Raw genomic sequence first — 21,253 nt, forward strand, 5'->3', positions numbered from 1 at the left:
GCCCGGGGAGTGTCAACAGGGCTCCGGACGCCAAAGCCGCATTTGACAAGGACCCGACGATCTCGGAATTCATCCTTCCGATTCTTCATCTCCGACCATAAACCGTAAAGGCCCCTTCCCGTCTGATAACCTCCCTGCGCATGCCCCGGGACGACGGGCGTGCCGAAATCCGGGGGGATCTCTCTCATGTACGGAAAACCAGCTCTGGGGATAGGTCTGCCCTTGGCCGGCCTCACCGCGGCCCCGGAAGTCCTGCCCGGCATACCTTTTGCCAAGGGCCTGCAAGAAGTGGCCGGTGCCGGATTCCTGCTCTACTGCACGACAGCCGCCGTTCTCCTTCTGGCCAAATTCTGGTTCGTTCTCCGAAACCATGGTGAACAAAAGTGATCACGGAGGTTCTGCTCTGGTCCAGCATCGCCATCATCGTGATGGCGGGCTGCTACAACTCCGCCCTCTTCCTGCTCTCCCGACGCCCGGTCCGCCACGACCACGGCCACCACGACACCGAACGCCTCTACGTCTTCCTCCTCGCCTGCCTGAACGAGGAGAAGGTCCTCGCCGAGAGCCTGGCCCGGATCACCTCGCTGCCGACCGGCAACTTCCTGGCCCTGGTCATCGACGACGCCTCCGAGGACCGCACCGCCGACATCGCCCGCGCCGCCGACCCCGCCCGGGTCAAGCTCCTCCAGCGGCACCTGCCCGACGCCCGCAAGGGCAAGGGCGCCGCCCTCAACGCCGGCATCCGCCACCTGCGGGAGTCCGGCATCCTCGAAGGACGCGACCCCGGCGACGTCGTCGTCTGCGTCGTCGACGCCGACGGCCGCCTCGACCCGCACGTCGTCCAGGCCGTCGACCCGTACTTCGACGACCCGCGCACCGGCGCCACCCAGGTCGGCGTGCGGATGTACAACCGCCACCAGGGCCTGCTCGCCCGGCTCCAGGACATGGAGTTCGTCATCTACGGCGACATCTTCCAGTCCGCCCGGCGCCACTTCGGCAGCGTCGGCATGGGCGGCAACGGCCAGTTCATGCGGCTCTCCGCCCTGGACGGCCTCATGGACGACCACGGCAACGGGCCGTGGAGCGACTCCCTGACCGAGGACCTCGACCTCGGGGTGCGCCTCATCGCCCGCGGCTGGACCAACCACCACTGCACCACCGCCGCCGTCTCCCAGCAGGCCGTCCTGGACGTGCGCCGGCTGGTGCGCCAGCGGTCCCGCTGGTTCCAGGGCCACCTGCAGTCGGCCAAGCTGGTCCCGCTCATCCTGCGCGAAGTCCCCGTCAAACCCGCCGTCGACCTGCTCTACCACCTGTCGAGTCCCGTCCTGATCCTGCTCACCTCGCTGCTGCCGCTCTCCTTCCTGGTCGCCGCGGGCGCCGTCGTGCTCGGCTCCGTCCGGGCCGGCCACCCGCTGATGACACCGATGTGGTTCATCGGCCCGTACGTCCTGTCCTTCACCGCGGCGTACGCCTACGGCTGGGTGTACTCCCGCCGCGAGCGCGGACTCGGTCTCGTCCGCGCGATCCTGCTGTCCCACGTCTTCGTGCTCTACGGCTACATCTGGTTCGCCGCCGGATGGTGGGGCCTGTGGCGCATGCTCACCGGCAAGCAGACCTGGCTCAAGACCGCGCGCACCTGACGCGCACCCGACCCTCCCCCCTGCCACCACGGGCAGGCACCCTCCCTGGGAGACCCATGTCCCCGAACGCCAGCACCACACCCGTCCGCGCCATGCTCGTCCTGGGCACCCGGCCGGAAGCGATCAAGCTCGCGCCGGTCGCCCGCGCCATGGCCGCCTCCCCACACTTCACCCCCCTCGTCGTCAGCACCGGCCAGCACCGCGAGATGCTCCAGCAGATGCTCGAACTCCTCCACGTGGAAGCCAAGTTCGAGCTCGACGTGATGCGCGAACGACAGGACCTCGCCAAGCTGACGGCCCGGCTCGTCGACGGACTCGGCGAGGTCGTGCACGCCGAACGCCCCGACCTCGTCGTCGTCCAGGGCGACACCACCTCCGCCCTGACCGGCGCCCTCGCCGCCTTCTACGAGCACATCCCCGTCGCCCACGTCGAGGCCGGGCTGCGCACCGGCGTGGCCGACAACCCCTTCCCCGAGGAGCTCAACCGCCGCCTCATCGGCCGCATCGCCCGCTGGCACTTCGCCCCCACCCCCCGCGCCGCCGGCCACCTCACCACCGAGGGCGTGCCCGAGGCCGAGGTGTTCGTCACCGGCAACACCGTCATCGACAACCTGCTGTGGGTGCTCCGCGAGGGCACCGGCCGCAACCACTTCCGCACCGGCCTGCGACGCGTCCTGGTCACCCTGCACCGCCGGGAGAACCAGGGCGACACCATGCGCGCCATGGGCAAGGCGTTGCGCCGGCTCGCCGACCGCGGCGACGTCGAGATCGTCCTGCCGCTGCACAAGAGCCCCGCCGTCCGCGAGGCCCTGCTCCCCGAACTGTCCGACCACCCCGACATCCGGATCGTCGAACCGCTCGACTACCTCGACTTCTCCGCCACCCTGGCCGGCTGCGACCTCGTCCTCACCGACTCCGGCGGCGTCCAGGAGGAGGCCCCCACCCTCGGCAAGCCCGCCCTCGTCCTGCGCACCACCACCGAACGGCCCGAGGCCGTCGAGGCCGGCGCGGCCAGACTCGTCGGCACCGACCCGCAGGTCATCCTGGACGCCGCCGAGCGGCTGCTCGACGACCAGGACGCCTACCTGCGGATGGCCAAGGCCGGCAACCCCTTCGGCGACGGACACGCCACCGAACGGATCCTGGCCCAACTCGCCGAGGACTTCGGGGTGGACGCGGCTGCGGCGCCCACGCCGAACCCCCTGGTCGCCCCCTGACCCGGTCTCCGACCCGCTCCCGCGGCGGCATACTCGACGGCATGACGCGAGTTCACCGGCTCCTCCCCCTCGCACTGCTCACCGCCGTCGCGGTGACGGGGCTCGCCCTCACGGTGGGCCCCGTCTGGGGCGGCGGAGGCGGCGAACCCGCCCGGCCGTGGACCGACGGCTCGGTCCACGGCCCCTGGCGGTCCGTCTTCGACGGCCACGGCACCAACACCGGCCTCGACAACGGCCTCTCCCTCTCCCCCGCACCCGCCCGCACCCCGGCAGAGACCCACGCCGGACTGATCGTCTCCACCCGCCAGTACCAGGACCTCACCCTCCGGGCCACCCTGCGCACCGTCGCCCAGCTGCGCACCCCCACCCCCAACCCCTGGGAAGTCGCCTGGCTCGTCTGGGCCTACACCGACCCGGACCACTTCTACTACGTCATCCTCAAGCCCAACGGCTGGGAACTGGGCAAACGCGACCCCGCCTACCCCGGCGGCCAACGCTTCCTCGCCACCGGCGACCAGCCCTTCCCCGTCGACCACCCCGCCGACGTCCGGGTCACCCAGCACGGCCCCCACCTCGAAGCCACCGTCGACGGCCACCCCCTGGTCGCCTTCGACGACCACGAACGCCCCTACCCCACCGGCAGCATCGGCGCCTACACCGAGGACGCCCACGTCGAGTTCACCGACGTCTCGGCGGAACCGGCCGGGTAGGGGGCGGCGTCCACCCGTGCTGAGCAGGCGCTACGCTCTGGGCCGCGCCGTTCCGGTCGGGGCGGCGGAGACGAGTCATCACGGGGGAAGTACTGTGCGCTACCTGGTCCGCGACCGGATGTTCGCCTTCCACGAGGAGGCCTGGATCGAGACCGAGCACCGGGAGAAGCTGTACCGCGTGAACCGGAAGTTCTTCCGGCTGCGGCGCACCTTCGCCCTGGTGGACACGAGCGGCGAGCGCGTCGCGACCATCGTCCGCAAGGCGTTCACGATCCACCACACGCTGCTGATCAAGCAGGACGGGCAGCCGACCGCCAAGATCAGCAAGAAGATGTTCAAGCTCTTCGGGGACCGCTTCAAGGTGCGGCTCGGGGACGGCCGCCGGCTGCAGGTGAACGGGAACCTCTGGGACCGGGAGTTCGACATCCGGCACGAGGGGACGACGCTGGCGCACGTGTCCCGGCGCTGGTTCACCATCCGCGACGCGTACGCCGTGGACGTGCTCAGCGAGCAGGACGCGCTGATCCTGATCGTCCTCGCGGTCTGCGTCGACCACACCATCCAGGACGCCAAGGGGGACCAGCTCACCAATCTGTGAGACGGGGGCAAGCCGGGGGCGAGCGGGGTGCGGACCGGGTGAGGCCCGGGTGAGGACCGGTCCAGGGTTTGGCATAGCCACGGCAAAGACTTCCCGTCGCGGCCTCCGCGCATCTGGACGGATCCGCCGCCGAGCTGATGTGGTGTCGGGGCTCAGCAACCGCACGTACGCCCCTCCCACACCCTCACACTCGGGAGCAGACGCATGCGCAAGCCGTTCAAGGCCGCCGCCCACACGCTGGCCGCGCTGGCCCTGGCCGCCCTCGGCTCCACCTCGCTGGCCTCCGGTGCCGCGGCGCAACCCGCCGCGGCACCGGGCCACTTCGGGGTGAAGCCGCTCCACTCCGGCGCCGCGCCGCAGGTCGCCGCCGGCTCCACCAGCAACACGCTCAAGGTCGGCTCCAGCGCCACCCAGGGCGTGGTGTCCCCCACCCCGAAGGTGTACCTGGTCTTCTGGGGCTCGCAGTGGTCCTCCGACCCGGCCGGCGTGGCACCGGACCTGCAGAACATGTTCAAGGGCCTGTACGGCAGCCAGGACACCTGGGGCACCATCATGTCCCAGTACTGCGAGGGCGTCGCCAAGGGCACCAGCACCTGCGGCACCCAGGGCACCCACGTCCAGCACCCGGCGTCCTCCCCGCTGGCCGGCGTGTGGTTCGACAACGCCGCCGCCGCGCCGAGCAGCGCGACCGCCGCCCAGATCGGCGCCGAGGCCGGCAAGGCCGCCGCCCACTTCGGCAACACCACCCAGGCGCCCAACCTCAACGCCCAGTACGTCGTGGTCTCCGCCACCCACACGCACCCGGACGGCTTCCCCAACACCGGCTTCTGCGCCTGGCACGACAAGACCAGCAGCTCCTACGGCACCCTGGCCTACACCAACCTGCCGTACATCCCGGACAACGGCGCCGGCTCGTGCACCACGTTCACGGACGGCCGGCTGCTCTCCGGCATCGAGTCCACCGAGACGCACGAGTACGCCGAGACCGTCACCGACTTCTGGCCCAGCATCGGCTGGAACGGCGGCGGCGGCGAGATCGGCGACGAGTGCGAGAACCTCGACGCCTACGTCACGCTGAGCACCGGCACCTTCGACCTCCAGGGCCTGTGGTCGAACAGCGCCAACAAGTGCGTGACGCACGGCTAGGACTCGGTCCCGGCCAGCCGGGATCGTCGTCTCGCGGCGGGACGGTGGGCAGAGTGCGCTGCTCAGCCGCCCGCCGCGAGGCGGTCGGGCCGGCGCGGGCCGGGCGGGGCGGGCGGGGCGGGCGGACGGACGGCGTCGCAGTGCGCCCGCAGCAGCAGCGACAGCTCCCGGCCGGGCTCGACGCCGAGCTCCCGGTGGGTCAGGCCGCGGTAGGCGTCGTAGCTGCGCAGCGCCTCGACCAGGTTGCCCTCGGCCAAGTGCGCCTCTATCAGGGCGCGTTGAGCGCTCTCCCGGAGCGGTTCGACGCCGACCGCGACCATCGCCGACTCCACCGCCTCGGCGCAGCGGCCCGCCCGGACGAGGTGGCGGCTGAGCGCCTCCAGGCCGTGCAGCAGCCGCTGGCGGATCCGCTCGCGCTCGATCAGCACCCAGTCGTCGTACCAGCCGGGCAGCAGGTCCAGCACGTCGGCGCGCCAGCGGAAGGTGCCGAGGTCGGCGGCGGTGGCGGTGCCGGCTATCAGGCGTCCGGCCCACTCGCACAGCACGTACAGGTCGACGACGGTGTGCTCGCGCACGGAGAGCGAGCACTTGTCCGAGTCGAGCACGTCGATGCCGGCCGCCTTGAGCCGCCACAGCGCCGAGCGGAGGTTCCCGGCCGCCCGGAGGTCGTCGCCCAGCGGCCAGAGGGTGCCGGCGGCGTGGCGGCGTTCCACCCACCCGCCGTTGAGGACGACGAAGGCCAGCAGCCGCTTGCTGCCTTCGGGCACCTCCAGCCGGCGGCCCGCGTGCACCACCCGGGGAGTGCCGAAGAGGTGCAGGGTCGGCGCGTCGGCCTGACCGGGGATCGGGATCGGCGTTTCCAGGAACGGTGCGTGCATGGCGGTCCTCCAGTCGAAGCCCGGCCCTGCGAGGCTATGCGCACCTCGTCACAGGACCGTCACCGTCAGCGACCGGATGGTGCCTACCCGTCCCTTCTCCCGGTAACCCTGGTCAGACCTGACCGCTCCGACCGCTCGTGACGCGGCAGCCCCGCAGGAAGTCCGCGACCAGGGCCAGCACCGTGCCCGCGTCGGCGGCCCGGGTGCGCGACTCGGCGGACGGGCGGCGCAGGTCGGTGCTCGACGTGACGGTGATCAGGAACCGGCCCGGCGCCTGCGGCTCGACCCGCACCACGCACAGGGCGGCGTACGGGAGTTCGTCCTCGTCGACGGGTCTCACCGGCCGTCACCCGGCTCGGCGGTGGGCGGCGCGGTCGATGGCTCGGCGGCGGTCGGCGCAGCGGCTTCCGGCGGCGCGGCGACGCCGGGCGACCAGCAGGACACCTGACGGCTGCGGACGAACGCGACCCACCCGCCCGTCCACCCGCCGTCCACCGCGGAGGCCGTCACCGGCCCCACCGGCCCCACCGGCACCAGGACCTCCACCTCGGCGGCGGAGTCGAGGACGATCCGGTCCCGGTGCTGCGCCTGCTGGACGGCCTCCGCGATGTCGGCCCGGGAGGCCTCGCAGAAGCGCAGGTCCAGCCGGTCGCCGAGGACCCGCCGCACCTCCTGCTCCAGTCGCTGCCGGTCGCTCTGGACCGGCAGGTAGCCGGCCGGCGGCAGGTCGCCGAAGCCGCGTTCGGTGAGCGGCGGCACCGCCGGGAGCGCGGCGTCCCGCCGTGCGCCGTCCTCCCTGGCGGCGCGCTCCAGGGCCTCCTTCATCGACAGCGCCAGCCGCGACCGGGCGCCCTGGGCCATCCCGACGATCCGCCGGATCTCCTCCGCCAGCGCCGTGTCCGCGGCCCGCTCGGCGGCCGCCGCGCCGCCGGCCCGAGGGTCCCGCCACTGCGCCAACTGGTCCTGGAACTGCAGGATCTGCGCCGCGTACGCGTTCCACGGCCGCATCCCGAGCCGGCCCTGCCACCAGCGCTCGGGCGGCGGCGCGCCGACCTCGCGGCGGGCCGTCCAGGTGTCGACGATCCACTGGGAGACGTCCGGCCCGACCGGGATCAGCAGGGCGAGGCGCACCGGCGGCCTCGGGTACTCGACCGGCGGCTCCCAGTCGGCCGGGAGGACGGCCGGGGTGGCCAGCCAGGGCGTGTCGTCGGCCTGCCCGGCGGCGAACAGCCGGGAGGCCAGCCAGTTGCGGCGGTTCACACCGAACTGCTCCTCCAGCCCGGTCGCCCGGTCCGCCGTCAGCGAGATCCGCACGCCCTCGGCGGTGAACTGCTTGCTGGTGGTGGCGCCCGCGCACGGGTCCTCGCAGAGCAGCCCCTGGACGGCGGTGTCGCCGTAGTCCCAGTCCAGCCGCGACACCTCCACCCACCAGAAGGCGTCGGCGCCGGCCCGCAGGTCCTTCAGCGGCAGCGTCACCTCGTGCCGGGAGCGCAGCGGTCGGCCGGCCGCGTCGACCGCCAGGCCGCCGGTGACCTTCAAGGCGCCCTGCTCGACGGCGACCCGGTAGCCCTCGACGACGCCGGGGCCGCCGGAGCGGCCGATCGCCGAGGCGAACTCCCGGGCGTAGTCCTGGATCCGGTTCAGGTGCTCGGCGCGCAGGAACAGCCCGTCGAAGGCGTGCAGGCGGTCGATGTCGCCGCCGGCGGTGTCCGGCGTGCCGGCGGAGTTCTCGTCGGGCGTCCCGGACGATGCGGCGGCGGTGGCGGCGGTGGTCATGACGCGGCCCTCCCGGTGTCGGCGGTGTCGGCGGTGTCCTGGTTGCCGTGCTGGTTGTCGTGCTGGTTCTCGTGCTCGTGCTCGTCCGGGCAGTCGTGCTGGTGCAGGTGCATGGTGAGCACGGCGTCGTGGCCGTCGTGCCGCCCGGCCGCCGGGCCGTCCGTGAGGCCGGCGAACGGCACCCACGGGTCGGTCCCGTAGCAGGGCTCGGGGCCGGTGCCCCGGATCAGCACGCGGACCAGCCGGTGCGCGGGCGGGAGTTCGAGGTCGACGACGGCCCGGGTGCCGCCGTCCGTCAGCCGCACCCCGGCCACCGTGCTCCGCGCCCAGCCCGCGCCGTGCTCGGGCCGTTCGCAGAGCGAGGTGATCGTCAGGGCCTGCTCCAGCGAGCGGCGGTCCACCGGCCGGTCGAAGCAGAGGCTCAGGCAGGTGTCGCCGCGGCTCCAGCGCAGCGAGCCCGGCGCCAGCCGGGGCCCACCGGCGTCCTCGCTCAGCGTCTCGCCGAGCAGCGCGGGGGCGAGGCCGCACAGCAGCTCCTGGAGGGCGCCGGTGGGCAGCAGGGCGGTCCGGGCCCGCTGGTCGACGTCCACGTTCGCGACCCGCACGCAGCCGGGCGCGGTGACGACGTCGAAGGCCAGCTTCGCGAGCACCACCGGCGCGTGGTCCTCCGTCACCGGGAACAGCTGCGGGCAGGCGTCGCCCTCCTCCCGCTCGGGCGCGTCCTGGACGGCGTCGCCCGCGGCCAGCCGGCGGAACTCCGCCAGCAGCTGCTCCGCCCGGCGCCCGGGGGCGGCGGCCCGCACCCGGGCGGCGGCCTCCGCCGCCTCCCGCCCGGCCGCGTCGTCCGGGCCCGTGACGCCCTCCAGGCCGAACAGCACCCGCAGCCGGTGGTACGGGCGGCGGCGCGGCGGCTCGTCCCCGAGGACCACCACCCGGACGGTCTCGGCGACCCGCGAGTAGTCGTCGTGGCGGCGGGTGATGTCGCACGGGTCGGCCAGCGCCGGGACGGGCCTGGCCGGGCAGGACGCGAACTCGGCCGCCAGCCAGGCCGTCACCCGCCGGGTCGTGCCGCCGGGGCACGGGTCGGGGGCGGGCTGGCCGGTGCACGGGTCGGGGGCGGACGGCCCGGGCGGGCCCGGTGGGCCGCTCGGCGCCGGGTGGTCCTGGGCCCAGCGGGTGGCCCACGCGGTCAGCGAGGCGCACGCCTCCGCCTCCAGGGCGAGTTCGCGACCCCAGCCGTCCACCGCGAGGCCGGGCGCGGCGCGCAGCCGGTCGCCGTCCGCGTCCAGGTGCACGCCGTACCCCCAGAGCACGCCCGGGCCGTGCAGCCAGGCCGCGTGCAGCATCTGCTTGCCGCGCGGGTTGCCCATCAGCACCCGGAAGTCGTCCTCGCCGAGCAGCATGCCGAAGGCCACCCGCAGGGCGTCGAAGGGGGTGACCGGCAGGTCGTCCTGGCCGCAGGGGCCGCCCCCCGTCCTGGTCGCAGCGCCACCGGTGGTGCCGCCGCAGCCGCACGGTGCACTGCTGTCGAGCGCCGTCATGATGACTCCTCCCTGTTGGGCCCGGCGCCGGCCGCGCCGAGCGCGCGCAGTGCCCGCTCGTCGGCGGCCCCGGCGGGCGGGGCGGCCGGATCGGCCGGGAACGGGCGGTCCGCCTTGGCGTACTCCCGGCGCATCGCCTCGACCAGCTCCGGCCGGCCGACCCGCCCGCCGCTCTCCGCCGCGCGGAAGGCGGCGGCGATCGCGGCGTTGCGGATCCAGCCGCCGGGGACGGGGTAGCGGTGGGCGAGCGCGGCGAGGTCGACGCCGGGCGCCCGGACGGGCTCGGGCAGGTGCAGCTGCCAGAGCCGGAGGCGGTCCGCCTCGCCGGGCAGGTCGAAGCCGACCACGAAGTCCATCCGGCGCAGGAACGCGGCGTCGATGTTCTGCCGCAGGTTGGTGGCCAGCACCGCCAGGCCGTCGAAGCGGTCCAGCCGCTGGAGGAGGTACGCCGTCTCCAGGTTGGCGAAGCGGTCGTTGGCCTCGGAGATCTCCGTCCTCGTCCCGAACAGCGCGTCCGCCTCGTCGAGGAACAGCACCGCCTGCATCCGCTCGGCCGCGTCGAAGGCGGCGGACAGGTTCTTCTCCGTCTCCCCGATCCACTTCGACACCACCCGCGAGAGGTCGACGACCAGCAGGTCCGTCCCGGCGGCCGTCGCCAGCACCTCGGCCGCCAGCGACTTGCCGGTGCCGGGCGCGCCGCTGAGCAGCAGCCGGACCCCGCGGTCGGCGCGGGCCGCCTCGCGCAGCCGCCAGTCGTCCAGCACCACCGCCTGGTACGCCAACCGAGAGACGGCGTCCCGGAGTTGACGCTCCGGCTCGGTGGCCAGCACCAGCCGGTCCCAGGCCGCGCGCGGGCCGACCAGGTCCACGCCGGGCGGCAGGACGGCGCCGGCCCTGGTCCGGATCGCGGCCGACACGTCCGTGCCCGCGCCGCCCGGCGCCAGCGCGTCGCAGCTGTGCACGTCCATCGCGACCTGCGCCGTCAGCGCCGGGTCCAGCGGGTGGCGGGCCGCCAACTGCGGCGCCTGCTCGGCGACTTGGGGCAGCGCCGCGCGCCAGGCCGCCCGCCGGTCGGCCGTGCCGATCGGCCCGGCCGGCACGGCCAGCACCGGCCGCTCCGGGCCGGGCCGGACCGCACCCGGCCCGGCGCAGACCAGGATCGGGCCGGCCACCCGGCGCAGGTCCAGCCGGGCCGGGCCCGCGCCCTCCTCCGGCCGGGGCACCACCAGGACGGGCACCCCGCCCCGGGCGGCCGCGTGCAGGTTGAGCAGGCCGAGGGCGGCGGGATAGTCGGGGCGGGTCCGCCCGGCGACCGGCCGCAGCCCGGCGGCGCGGGCCAGGGCGGCGCAGCGGCTCAGCCCGATGGTGGCGTCCTGCGCGGTCACGACCACGGTGCGCGGCGCCGTCGAGCGCAGCGCGGCCACGGCCAGCCGGGCGGCCGGGCGGTCGAGCCAGCCGTCCAGCCCGGCGACCGGCGGCCCCACCTCGATCTCGGCCAGCGCCTCCGGCCAGGCCGCCCAGCCGTGCAGGGCCTCCCACAGGCGGTCGGCCAGGCACAGGCTGCGGTCGTGGAACGTCCCCTCGCCGGCGACCGCGAGGGCGCCGCTGCGGGCGGCCGCGCCCTCGTGGAGCAGGCGGCGCAGCGCGGCGCGGTCGGCGCCCGGCTGGTGCGGCTGGTCCTGGTGCTGGTGTTGGTGTTGGTGTTGGTCGAGCAGGAGGGCGGCGAGGCCGACGCTCGGGTGCGAGTCGCCGCACGGGTGCATGGTCCGGAAGGTCCTGGCCAGGCCCTCGTGCTCCTCCGGCAGGCCGGCGAGCAGCAGCAGGTCGACCTCCACCTCGGTGAGGGCGAGCCGGTCCGCCAGGCGCCGCAGCGGTTCGGCCTCGGCGGGCAGCGGCGGTCGGTGGCCGCGCGCGGAGTCGGCCCAGGCGCGGAGGAAGCCGACCGAGTCGGCGGCGGACTCGGTGTCGCAGGTGGCTTCGAGCAGCCCGGCCAGGCGGAGGGCGATCCCGGCCGCCCGGGCGGTGAGCGCCCGGCTGACCGCCTCGGGCGCGTACGGGGCTCCGAACGTCTCAGACATAGACGTACCTCACGACCGCGCCGAGCCAGGGCACCCAGCCCGGATCCAGATCCAGACCGGCCCGGCGGACCGTCAGGTCGGTGTCGGCGACGGACAGCCGCACCTCGATCCACCCGGGCTCCGCGCACACCTCGCCGCTGCGGCGGGCGACCGCCCGGACGGCGGTGGCGTCTTCCAGCTCGCGGTCGCCGAGCCGGGCGCAGGTGGCCGAGGCCCAGGCGGCGGAGAGGGCGCGTACGGCGGTCCGTTCCGGTTCGGTGGGCGGCGGGGCGGCGAGCAGGACGGCGGCGCGGGCGGGGCCGAGGCCCGCCAGGGCGAGCAGCGCCGCATCGTCCGGCGCCGCCTCCGGCAGCAGCTCGCGCCCGAGGCGGTGCAGCACCCAGCGCAGCGGGCGGGCCGTCAGGGCGGGGTGGTCCAGGGCGCGCTGGGGGAGGCCGGCGTCGGGCGCGGCCGCGAGGAGGAAGAGCAGCCCGGCCCAGGCGGTGCACGCGCCGCCGGGGGTGTCCGGGGCGGCGACGGACGGCTGCGGGGGGCGGTGCGGGGTGGCGGGGTCGGGGGCGGGGTCGGACGGGCTGGGCGTGGCGGGCGGCTCCTCGTCCGGTGCGGGCGGGTGCGGCCTGGTCGCCTCCACGGTGGGCGAGGAATCCGGCATCGGCTCCGGCACAGCTGCGACGGGTGCGGGGACGGCGGGTGCGGGGACGGAGGGTGCGGGGACGGAGGGTGTCGTGGGCACCGGTGGCGCTGCGGGCCGATCCCGTCCCGGCGGCGTCGCCTGCCCGAGCACCGCCCCCAGCTCCTGGGCGAGCGCCCTCGGCAGATCGGGGTGCGGGCGGCGGTGCAGCGATCCGGGATCGGCCTCGGCGGCCGCCAGCACCGCCCAGGCGGCCAGGGTCGCGGGCCCGGGGCGCAGCCGGGCCGACCGCGCGAGCCCGGCCAGCACCGAGCCCGCCAGCAGGGTCCGGGCGAGCGCCCGGGCGGGGGCGGGAACCGGCCCGTCGTGGCCCGGACCGGCCGGCGCGGGCCCGCACCAGGACGCCACCGCCGCCAACCCGGCCACCGCCTGCCACCCCTGTTCGCCGAACAGCCGGTCCAGGGCGGGCAGTCCGCAGACGGGCGTGGCCCGCAGCAGCGCCGCCGCCACGTGCTGCGGGGCCCGGCCGAGCGCGGCGAGCACGGCCGCCCGGGGCTCGACACCGGGAGCCGGGTCGCCGGGCCGCAGCGCCCCCGCCTGCTGCCACGCCCAGTGCCGGACGGTCCGGCCCGCGGCCGCCCCGGCCACCAGGTCGGCGAGCAGGTCGACGTCGTGCCGGTAGTGGACGACCTCGCCGCCGCCCTCCCGGACCGCCCGCTCGATCGCGGCGGCCACCGCCACCGACCACACCCGCCCACCGTCCGGCCCGGGCCGGTCGAGGTCGAGCGGCAGGCTCAGCCGCAGCCGCCGGACGCACCAACGGCCCTCCGGCAGCCGCACCTCGCGCAGCGCGAGCGCCAACCCCCCGTCCACGACGCACCGGAGAGGCGCCGTCAGCCCGGCCTCGCCCGGCCGCGCCGAGCCGTCGTCGTGCAGCGTGGCGGAGAACCGCCCGATGGTCACCGCAGGAACGCTCATCCCGCCTTCACCGCCCTCACCGCCGAGAACCGCCGGACCACCCACCCGGCCCCCGTACACCCGGACCGGCCGACCGCCACGGCTCGGCGCGGGCTCACGCCGCAGAAGGATTCAGCCGGCGCGGAATCCACCAAGGACCGGGCGGGGAAGGGACGTTCGGCATCCGCTCGCACCACACCGCGCGGGCTCACGCCGCAGAAGGTGTCAGCCGACGATGTATCCGCCAAGACCTGGGCGGTAAAAGGAAGTTCGCCGCCGACCACCACCACCGGAGCGCCCAGCCGCACACCCTCCATCACCATGGCTCGGGCCCGGCTCACGCCGCAGAAGGATCCAACCAGCGAGGCATCCGCCAACACATCGGCGGCCGAGAGCAGTTCGCCACCGCCCACCGTCAGAGCGCCCAACCGGACACGCCCCACCACCACGGCTAGGGCCCGGCTCACGCCGCAGAAGGATCCAACCAGCGAGATATCCGCCAACGCATGGGCGGCATAGGGAAATTCGCCACCGGCCACCACCACCTGAGCACCCAGCCAGACACGCCCCACCACCATGGCTCGGACCGGGCTCACGCCGCAGAAGGGTTCAGCCGGATCAGCATCCGCCAACACATCGGCGGCATAGGGAAGTTCGCCACCGGCCACCACCACCGGAGCACCTAGCCAGACACGCCCCACCACCATGGCTCGGGCCGGACTCACGCCGCAGGAGGGTTCAGCCGGATCAGCATCCGCCACAACGCGGCCGAGCAGTCCAGCATCCGCCAAAGCATCGACAACACCTGGCAGTTCCTCATTCACCCGACCCTCACCGCCCCCACCGCCGCCGTCTCCCCCACCTTCGCCGCGGCCGAGGGCACGCCGACCACGCCGTCCTCCCCCACCCGGACGTGGCCGACCACCGCCGGGCCCCAGGCCGCGCCCGGGCCGACCACCGATGTGAGGTCCAGGTGCAGGGCCCGGCCGATCCGCATGCCGGTGCCGAGGGGGCAGATCTCCGCCAGCGTGTGCGCGGGCTTGTGGGTCTCCACGATGCTGCGCACCACGTCGAGCGGCTCTCCGGTCAGGGGTGCGGCGATCAGGACGGTGAACCGGTGGGCCGTCGCCGTGTAGCCGTCCTCGCCGGGCCGCAGGCCGCCGACGGCGAACCGGCCGAGGGTGGCGGTCGCGCGGGCGGCGCCGCCGACGGCGGGTGCGGGGGGCCCGCCGGGCTCCGTGCCGAGGACGGCGCCGCCGAGGCCGCGCAGGCGCCAGTTCTCGACGACGGCGACGGGGACGGGCAGGTAGAGCCGGAGGATCCGTTCCAGGCAGGTGAGGGTGCCCCGGATGCGGAACAGGTCGTACGCCTGGGCGACAAGCGCGCGGCGGGCGGCGATCGGCCAGCGGCGGTCCAGGGCGAGGCCGAGCAGGCCGGCGAGCCAGCCGAGGGCTTCCTGCGGGGTGGCGGTGGGGTCGAGCAGGACGGTTCGCAGGGCGGCGCGCCCGTCGAGTTCGTGCAGCAGTCCTTCGGCCGGGGCGAGGTAGCGGTGCAGGAAGTCGGCGTCGTCCTCGTCGCGGCTGAAGGAGCGCGGGAGCTCACCGAGCAGCCGGTGGCCGGGGCGTTCGACCCGCAGGGTGCGGATGCGCGGGGTGAGCCGGGCGGTGCCGGCCAGGTCGAGGACGATCCACAGGTAGCGGCCGGGCGGGGCGCTGACCGGGGCCTCGTACGTCTCGAAGGCGTCGTCGGGGGCGATCTGCGCCCAGGGCCATTCGCGGCCGGTGGGGCGCCGGTAGAGCCCGCCGGGCGGGGCGAGGCGGCCGAGTCGGAGTTCGGACGGCAGCGGCGGGGTCCGGTCGCCGTGCCGGACGGCGCGCATCCCCCGGGCCGGGGGCGTCCAGGGCAGCGGGTCGGGGACGGTGTCCTCGTCGCTGGTGAGGAACCCGACCCGCAGGTCCGTGCCCGGGGGGAGGCAGGCGTCGAGGAAGAGCCGGCCCCAGCGGGTGCGGTAGGCGCCGGCGTCGAGCCGGTAGGTGACGAGCCGTCCGCTCGGCACGTACCGGGCCGCTGGGCCGGCGGTCCAGGCGAGGCCCTGGTCGGTGGTGTAGGCGGTGCGCCCGTCCGGCGCGGTCTCGACGGCGCCGCCGTCGTAGCGGGGTGCCCGGACGGGTTCGATCTCGACCCAGCGCTCGCCGTCCGGCCGGAAGCGGCGGAACGGCTGCCCGGGGCGGCCGGCGACGGTGAGCAGGCCGTCCGGGCCGAGGGCGAGGTCGCTCGCCTCGCCGACCTCGACCGGGTGGCTGCCGTCCGGCCGGGCGATCACGGCCCGCCCGCCGCAGGGCGCCGTCCACAGCAGGTGGACCTGCCCGGCGCACACCGCGACCCGGGCGGGGGTCAGGCCGGCGGCGAGCAGCGGTCCACCGAGTGCGGGTCCGGGTGCGGGCCCGCGCCGCCCGCGCAGCAGGGCCAGGCCGGGCGGGTCGGCGAGCAGGACGACGGCGCCGTCGCAGCGCGCGGCCACGTCCAGCGGCCGGCGGGCGCGGTGGGCGGCGGTGCGCACGGGCACCCGGCGCAGCAGGCGTTCGGCCCACAGGTCGACGACCTGGACGGCGCCGCCGCAGCTTTCGGCGGTGTAGAGGCGCTGGGCGCTGTCCACGGCGAGGCCGCGCGGGGTGCGCAGGGTGCCGGGGTGCGGGTCGGTGGGGGCGGAGGGCGCCCCGGGGTCGAGCACGTCGACCCGCCCGAGGTCGGGGTACGAGCGGTAGGCGCGCCCCCAGCGGTCGAAGGCCAGCCCGGCGGGTTCTCCCCACGGCCCGCCAGCGGACGGCGGCGCCTCCCACGCGAGGCCGACCCCGCCGCCGTCGAGCAGCGCGGTGCCGTCGTGGGCGCAGCGGACCCACTGGTCGCGGTCGGTGAGGAGGCTGGTCTCGCGGTCGCCGTCCATCAGCAGACCTCCGGGGGCAGCGGGACGAGGACGGGGTCGCCGCCGGGCAGCGGGGTGGGGCCGTAGCCGGTGCCGGGCGGCAGGGGCGGTCCGGTGACGACGGTGATCTCGGCGAGCCGGGGCACCTGCCAGGCCTTCAGCTCGACGAGCGGGGCGGGTGTCCAGGCGGCGGTGGGGCCGGGGCGGGCGGCGAGGCCGAGTTCGCCGTCGAGGTATTCGACGCCGTCGACCTGGACGGCGACGGCTTCGAGTTCGGCGCGCCGGACGGCCCGTCCGAGCGGCCAGCCGGCGCCGTCCGGCCCGTAGGGGGGCACGGGGGCGAGGTACTGGCGGACGATCAGTTCGGCCCAGCGGCGGACGGCGTCGACCTGGTAGCCGTCCCGGACGTGGAGACCGATCGAGACGGCGATGTCCAGGTAGGTCGGGGGGATGACGTAGAGCTCGGTGGTGAGCAGCCGGCGCGGGTCGAGGTAGGCGGCGACGCGGCGCAGCAGGGCGAGGTCGGGCAGCGGGGCGCTGAGGTCGCGCTGGTCCTCGGTGGGGAAGACCAGGACGCTGACGACGCCGGCGGCGGTGCGGCTGAGGGTGTCGGGGTGGAACAGCGGCAGGGTCTCGGCCCGCCGGACGCCGGGGACTTCGAGGGCGAGGGCGCGGAAGTCGTCGGCGGTGACGGCCCGGTCGCGGCGGTGGAGTTCGCCGGGGAGGGCGTCCAGGGCGTCGGCGAGGGTGGCGGGGTCGGCGCCGCCGGCGGCGGGCAGGACGTTGCGGGCCTTGACGCCGGCGACGCCGGTGAGGCTGCCGATCGCGCCGGCGGGGACGTTCCCGGCGGCGCCGCCGCCGTAGCGGTAGCCGAGGGCCCGGATCCGTTCGCCGATCTGCGGGACCTTGCCGCGGGTGCCGAAGCGGACGAGCCCGGCGGCGGGGTCGAGGGTGTAGTGCCGGTCGAGCGGGCCGCTGGCGGCGAAGCTCTCGACCTCCGTCCAGGGCTGCCAGCCGTCCGCCTCCTCGACCTCCAGCCGCACGGTGCCGGGGACGACGGGGTGCTGGGTCAGGCGGTAGGTCTGGGCGGCGTCGGCGGTGCCGGTGCCGAGCAGTTCGGGGGCGGCGGTGCGGGCCTGGACGACGCCGACCGCGTTGGCGCCGACCCAGCGGATGCGGTGGATGGCGTCGTTCTCGGTGGCGGGGCGGCGCACCCGCAGCCAGCCGATGACCCGGGCGGCGGTCTTCTCGTCGTCCAGCGGGGGCGGGCTGTGCAGGTCGCCGGTGGTGGCGGGGGCCGGGGCGTGGGTGGGGAAGGCGGCGGGCAACTGCAGGGTGACGACGCCGGTGGCGGTGAGGCCGCGGGTGGTGTCGGCGAGGACGGCGAGGTTGGTGAACGCGGTGTCGGCGCTGCCGGCCCGGTCGGGGCCGTTCCAGAGTTCCCAGAGGAAGGCGGGCGGGTCGGCGGTGAGGTCGGCGGCGCGCAGCCGGGAGCGGTCCGGGTCGCGGGCCTCCAGGTCGAAGGGCCTGGGGAGTTCGGTGTCGGGGACGACGCCGAGGAAGATCGCGTGGTCGCGCAGCCGGGCCGGGTCGGTGCCGTTCCTGCCGAGCAGGGCGATCCACAGGCACTGGTCGAGGGTGGTGGCGACGTCGAGCGGCGGCCGGTCGACGGCCAGCGGGTCGGCGGGGACGGCGGTGGTGGTGTAGAAGCCGTGGGCGGCTCCGGCGCGCACGTGGTCCTGCTGGCGGAGCGGCAGCGCGGCGACGGCGTCCTGCCGCCGCCGGGCCTCGGTGCTGCCGGCCTCGACGTCCGGCGCGGCGGTCTTGCCGACCGCGTACGTCTCCAGCGGCCAGGCCACCACCTCGCCCTCGGTCTCGAAGGGGACGGCGCCGGCGCGGGCCTCGGTGCCGGCCAGGACCTGCACGCCCTGCGCCCGGTCGGTGTCCAGCACCAGGAGCGTGCGGGCGAGTTGGGCGGGCCTCGGCTGGACGTCGAGCAGGCGCAGGAAGGCGGCCCGGGTCGCGTCGGGGATCTGGTTGAAGCGGAAGAGCAGCGATTCGCCGAGGTAGGCGAACAGTTCCAGCAGCGCCACGCCGGGGTCGGTGGCGTTGTGGTCGGTCCACTCGGGGTTGTAGACCGGGATGCGCTTGATCAGCTCGTCGCGGAGCTGAGCAAAGGATCGGTCGTCGAGGATCGGGCCGATCAGGGCCACGGCCGGGTCACCCCCTGTGGTCGTCGTCAGTGCCGGAGGGCGTGTCAGCGCAGGTAGAACGGGTAGACCAGGTTGTCGGCGCGCAGGTCCGCGAGCCGGACGTAGGCGATGTCGATCCACACCATGGTCGGCTCCTCCCCCGGGGTCACGGACACCCCGATCACCTGGATCCGCGGCTCCCAGCGGCCGAGCGCCTGCTCGATCTCCGCCCGCAGCGCGGCCCGGGTGGCGGCGGTGTTCGGCGCCATCAGGAACTGCCGCAGCCCGCAGCCGAAGTCGGGCCGCATGACGCGCTCGCCGGGCTCGGTGTCCAGGATCGTCTCGATCGACTGCCGGACGAGGTCCGTCCCGCTCGCCCAGGCCAGGCCCCCGCCCGGCCCGCCGGCGGCCGTCCGCGGCCGGAAGGGCAGCCGGATCCCGGTGCCGAGCCACGCGTCGGCGGGTGCGCCTGCGTCGGTTGCTGCCATGCCGTCGATGGTGCTCGGGGCGCGTCACGGGCGCGTTATCGCCGCGGGCTGCCGGTCCGCCCCGAGCCGCGGCAACGCTTTTGCGCGAGAAGTCGGCCTGGCCGACTTCTCGCGCAAGTTGCCGTTCCGTTCACTCGAAGTGGCGGGGCGTGGCCTGGCGGAGGACGGAGCGGAGAAGGGCTTCGGCGCTTCCCGGGGTGGCCGTCCAGCGCTGCATCTCGGTGTGGGCGGCCCGGCGGCGGGGGCTGATCGCGCGGACCGGGCGGGAGAACTGGGCGCTGAGACACCACCACATCTCGACCCGGGCCCAGGTGAGGCGGCCGATCACGGCGCGGGGTGCAGGTAGATCGGGTGGGCGTCGAGGCCGAGGTAGGCGATCGCCCCCACCGTGCCGGTGTGGATGAGCTGGTGGGCGATCCGCTCGGCGGAGGCCGGGGAGAAGTAGTCGGCGAGGTAGCCGGCCTGGTCCTCGTCCAGCGGGAGCCGGGCGAGGGTCGTGCGGATCGCGTCGAGGGCGTGGGAGAGCTCGGCGAAGGTGGCGGCCGAGGTGACGCCCTTGATCTCGACGCTGACGGGGAAGGGGAGTTCGACGCTCACCGCGCGCCCTCGCCGTCGATCAGCGCCCACATGATCTTGCCGGGGCCGAGGGTTCGCGGGCAGCAGCCCCAGTCGGTCGAGAGCTGCGAGACGAGCCAGAGCCCGCGCCCGGCCTCGTCGTGCGGGGAGGCCGGGAACGGGAGGGCCGGCCGGCCGGCGTCCGCGTCGTGCACCTCGATGCGGAGGGCGGAGGGACGGAGCTCGAACCGGATGAAGATGAGCCGCCCCGGCGGGGTCTTGGCGTGCAGCACGGCGTTGGTGACGAGCTCGCCGAGCACCAACTCGGCGGATTCGAGGAACCGTTCACCGTTGGCCTGCTGGGCGAGGAAGGTGCGGAGCAGCCGCCTGGCGAAGCCGGCGGACTTGCGGTGCCTGGGCAGCCACCAGGAGAACGGGTCGGCGGGGATGGGCGGCTTCTCCAACGATCCGGGCATGGCAGGGCCTCCTCCAACTTCGGCTCGCAGCGAGAAGCGATGGGCCCAAGAAGGGCATGGGAATGCCCGGGTGACCATCCGTCAAGATCGCCATGAGCGGCAACGGACTACTGCCCGTAGTCTGCTCCCAACTCTCCGCAATCTGCAAGACTTCATTTTGGATGCTTCGCATCAGATGACTCATCCGGTTGACGTTCATTGCGAAGCGGGCGCACAGGTGCTTTCATTTCGAGCGCCGACGGTGCTTCATACTGGAAGCCAGGAAGGGGAAGGCCATGCCAGAGGGGCCAACTGGATCGACGGTGCCGCGCAGGCAGCTCGGGCGGTACCTGCGCGATCTGCGCAACCGATCACGACTCACCGTGCGAGCGGCAGCTCGCCAATTGGAGTGGTCGGAAGCGAAGATGTGGCGCATCGAGACCGGTCAAACGTCCTTGCGAAGCCTCGACGTCGAGGCCATGTGCAAGGTCTACGGCGCACCCGCCGAACTGACCGAGGCCTTGATGGGGCTGGCGAAGGAGACCAAGGCCCGAGGCTGGTGGCACGCCTACGGGGATGTGATCCCCGAGGGATTCGATCTCTTCATCGGGCTGGAAGAAGCTGCCTCGAAGATCGCTTGGTACGAGAGTGAGTTGGTTCCGGGTCTGCTGCAGACCGACGACTACTCGCGTGTGGTCATGCGAGCGCACAATCCGCACGAAGTCGACGAAGAGATCGAACGACGAGTACACCTTCGCTCGAACCGCCAGGTTCTTCTCACCAGGGTCACCGACGCACCCGTCTTCGATGTCGCACTCAACGAGGCGGTGCTTCGGCGTCCCATCGGCGGTGACAAGGTCATGGCCGCACAGCTCGCCCACCTGCTGGAGATGGGCGACCTTCCTAACGTCACCATCAAGGTGGTCCCGTTCAGTGCGGGCCTACACCTGGGCGTCCTGTCAGGCTCATTCGGGATTCTGCGCTTCCCGCTCAACGGCGACGGCTCCGAAACGGAGCCGCCGACCGTCTACGCGGACGGATTCACCGGAGACCTGTACCTGGACAAGCCCAACGAAGTGGAACGCTACGACGCCGCGTTCACGAACATCTGGGAGACAGCGCTCAGTGAGCAGGCGTCGAAGCTGCTGATCTCCGAAGTGGCAGGAAGCTATGGACACGGTTGATCTGACAGAAGCGGTGTGGTTCAAGTCCAGCCGCAGCAACGGACAGTCCGCCTGTGTTGAGGTCGCGTTCCTCAACAGCGGCATCGTTCCCGTTCGTGACTCCAAGGACCCCGGCGGGCCGGCGCTCGTCTTCCCCGCCGACGCGTGGACGACCTTCATCACCGCCGTCAAAACCGGCGAACTCCTCCCCAACACCTGAACACCCTCGCGCGAGAAGTCGGCCCAGCCGACTTCTCGCGCTCACTTGTCAGCGCCCAGCTGCTTCCACTCCTTGGGCAACTTGC

Annotated in this window: 21 protein-coding genes; 8 read left to right on the forward strand and 13 right to left on the reverse strand. The window is 74.4% G+C overall.

The features are described 5' to 3' along the window. Window positions 1–222 precede the first annotated feature (222 nt). The 6 genes from VM95_RS42795 (at window position 223) to VM95_RS26345 (ending at window position 5,311) form a co-directional block, all read left to right on the forward strand. Window positions 223–387, forward strand: coding sequence for a hypothetical protein (locus VM95_RS42795; RefSeq protein ID WP_157882218.1), 165 nt, complete (start codon window positions 223–225; stop codon window positions 385–387). Further along, window positions 384–1,640 carry a glycosyltransferase family 2 protein gene (locus tag VM95_RS26325; protein ID WP_107073101.1) on the forward strand — a complete coding sequence of 419 codons (1,257 nt, stop codon included), beginning with the start codon at window positions 384–386 and terminating at the stop codon, window positions 1,638–1,640. Before VM95_RS42795 ends, VM95_RS26325 begins: the two co-directional genes overlap by 4 nt. A 56-nt stretch (window positions 1,641–1,696) precedes the next feature. Continuing rightward, entirely contained in the window at window positions 1,697–2,857 is a 1,161-nt protein-coding gene (gene wecB, locus VM95_RS26330; protein ID WP_045701036.1) for a non-hydrolyzing UDP-N-acetylglucosamine 2-epimerase, read from the forward strand. A 41-nt stretch (window positions 2,858–2,898) separates the two neighbouring features. Continuing rightward, on the forward strand, window positions 2,899–3,567 hold the full coding sequence (locus tag VM95_RS26335) for a LamG domain-containing protein (RefSeq protein ID WP_045701037.1): 669 nt from the start codon (window positions 2,899–2,901) through the stop codon (window positions 3,565–3,567). 94 nt (window positions 3,568–3,661) lie between these two features. Continuing rightward, complete coding sequence (locus tag VM95_RS26340; protein ID WP_045701039.1) at window positions 3,662–4,165, forward strand: LURP-one-related/scramblase family protein; 504 nt, start codon at window positions 3,662–3,664, stop codon at window positions 4,163–4,165. A 204-nt stretch (window positions 4,166–4,369) separates the two neighbouring features. Next, the gene (locus VM95_RS26345) at window positions 4,370–5,311 is read left to right on the forward strand and encodes a hypothetical protein (protein WP_052706572.1); all 942 of its coding nucleotides are present in this window, start codon (window positions 4,370–4,372) and stop codon (window positions 5,309–5,311) included. Between the two features lie 62 nt (window positions 5,312–5,373). On the opposite strand, the gene VM95_RS26350 is transcribed toward VM95_RS26345, so the two are convergent. The 13 genes from VM95_RS26350 to VM95_RS26410 form a co-directional block, all read right to left on the reverse strand. Beyond that, entirely contained in the window at window positions 5,374–6,189 is an 816-nt protein-coding gene (locus VM95_RS26350; RefSeq protein WP_045701041.1) for an AfsR/SARP family transcriptional regulator, read from the reverse strand. A 112-nt stretch (window positions 6,190–6,301) separates the two neighbouring features. After that, complete coding sequence (locus VM95_RS26355) at window positions 6,302–6,529, reverse strand: hypothetical protein (RefSeq protein ID WP_045701044.1); 228 nt, start codon at window positions 6,527–6,529, stop codon at window positions 6,302–6,304. Beyond that, complete coding sequence (locus VM95_RS26360) at window positions 6,526–7,965, reverse strand: hypothetical protein (protein ID WP_045701047.1); 1,440 nt, start codon at window positions 7,963–7,965, stop codon at window positions 6,526–6,528. The genes VM95_RS26355 and VM95_RS26360 overlap by 4 nt, the downstream gene beginning before the upstream one ends. Next, entirely contained in the window at window positions 7,962–9,506 is a 1,545-nt protein-coding gene (locus tag VM95_RS26365) for a hypothetical protein (protein WP_045701049.1), read from the reverse strand. Before VM95_RS26365 ends, VM95_RS26360 begins: the two co-directional genes overlap by 4 nt. Further along, a complete protein-coding gene (locus VM95_RS39130) occupies window positions 9,503–11,584 on the reverse strand; it encodes an AAA family ATPase (RefSeq protein WP_052707589.1) in 2,082 nt (693 codons plus the stop codon). The genes VM95_RS26365 and VM95_RS39130 overlap by 4 nt, the downstream gene beginning before the upstream one ends. Next, the gene (locus tag VM95_RS26375; RefSeq protein ID WP_157882219.1) at window positions 11,577–13,193 is read right to left on the reverse strand and encodes a hypothetical protein; all 1,617 of its coding nucleotides are present in this window, start codon (window positions 13,191–13,193) and stop codon (window positions 11,577–11,579) included. The genes VM95_RS39130 and VM95_RS26375 overlap by 8 nt, the downstream gene beginning before the upstream one ends. Beyond that, entirely contained in the window at window positions 13,190–13,996 is an 807-nt protein-coding gene (locus VM95_RS26380) for a hypothetical protein (protein WP_157882220.1), read from the reverse strand. The genes VM95_RS26375 and VM95_RS26380 overlap by 4 nt, the downstream gene beginning before the upstream one ends. After that, window positions 13,993–16,116, reverse strand: coding sequence for a phage tail protein (locus tag VM95_RS26385; protein WP_045701056.1), 2,124 nt, complete (start codon window positions 16,114–16,116; stop codon window positions 13,993–13,995). The genes VM95_RS26380 and VM95_RS26385 overlap by 4 nt, the downstream gene beginning before the upstream one ends. Further along, a complete protein-coding gene (locus VM95_RS26390; RefSeq protein WP_045701058.1) occupies window positions 16,116–18,308 on the reverse strand; it encodes a putative baseplate assembly protein in 2,193 nt (730 codons plus the stop codon). The genes VM95_RS26385 and VM95_RS26390 overlap by 1 nt, the downstream gene beginning before the upstream one ends. A gap of 44 nt (window positions 18,309–18,352) precedes the next feature. After that, window positions 18,353–18,775 carry a GPW/gp25 family protein gene (locus VM95_RS26395; protein ID WP_052707590.1) on the reverse strand — a complete coding sequence of 141 codons (423 nt, stop codon included), beginning with the start codon at window positions 18,773–18,775 and terminating at the stop codon, window positions 18,353–18,355. Window positions 18,776–18,905: 130 nt separating this feature from the next. After that, the gene (locus VM95_RS26400) at window positions 18,906–19,103 is read right to left on the reverse strand and encodes a hypothetical protein (RefSeq protein ID WP_045701060.1); all 198 of its coding nucleotides are present in this window, start codon (window positions 19,101–19,103) and stop codon (window positions 18,906–18,908) included. Further along, window positions 19,100–19,372 carry a hypothetical protein gene (locus VM95_RS26405; RefSeq protein ID WP_045701063.1) on the reverse strand — a complete coding sequence of 91 codons (273 nt, stop codon included), beginning with the start codon at window positions 19,370–19,372 and terminating at the stop codon, window positions 19,100–19,102. The genes VM95_RS26400 and VM95_RS26405 overlap by 4 nt, the downstream gene beginning before the upstream one ends. Next, window positions 19,369–19,806, reverse strand: coding sequence for an ATP-binding protein (locus VM95_RS26410; protein ID WP_045701065.1), 438 nt, complete (start codon window positions 19,804–19,806; stop codon window positions 19,369–19,371). Before VM95_RS26410 ends, VM95_RS26405 begins: the two co-directional genes overlap by 4 nt. 275 nt (window positions 19,807–20,081) lie before the next feature. Between VM95_RS26410 and VM95_RS26415 the strand changes: the two genes are divergently transcribed. Beyond that, window positions 20,082–20,969 carry a helix-turn-helix domain-containing protein gene (locus VM95_RS26415; RefSeq protein WP_045701067.1) on the forward strand — a complete coding sequence of 296 codons (888 nt, stop codon included), beginning with the start codon at window positions 20,082–20,084 and terminating at the stop codon, window positions 20,967–20,969. Further along, entirely contained in the window at window positions 20,956–21,168 is a 213-nt protein-coding gene (locus tag VM95_RS26420) for a DUF397 domain-containing protein (RefSeq protein WP_045701069.1), read from the forward strand. The genes VM95_RS26415 and VM95_RS26420 overlap by 14 nt, the downstream gene beginning before the upstream one ends. Window positions 21,169–21,253: the final 85 nt, after the last annotated feature.

Source organism: Streptomyces rubellomurinus (genome assembly GCF_000961885.1).
Lineage (GTDB): Bacteria > Actinomycetota > Actinomycetes > Streptomycetales > Streptomycetaceae > Kitasatospora > Kitasatospora rubellomurina.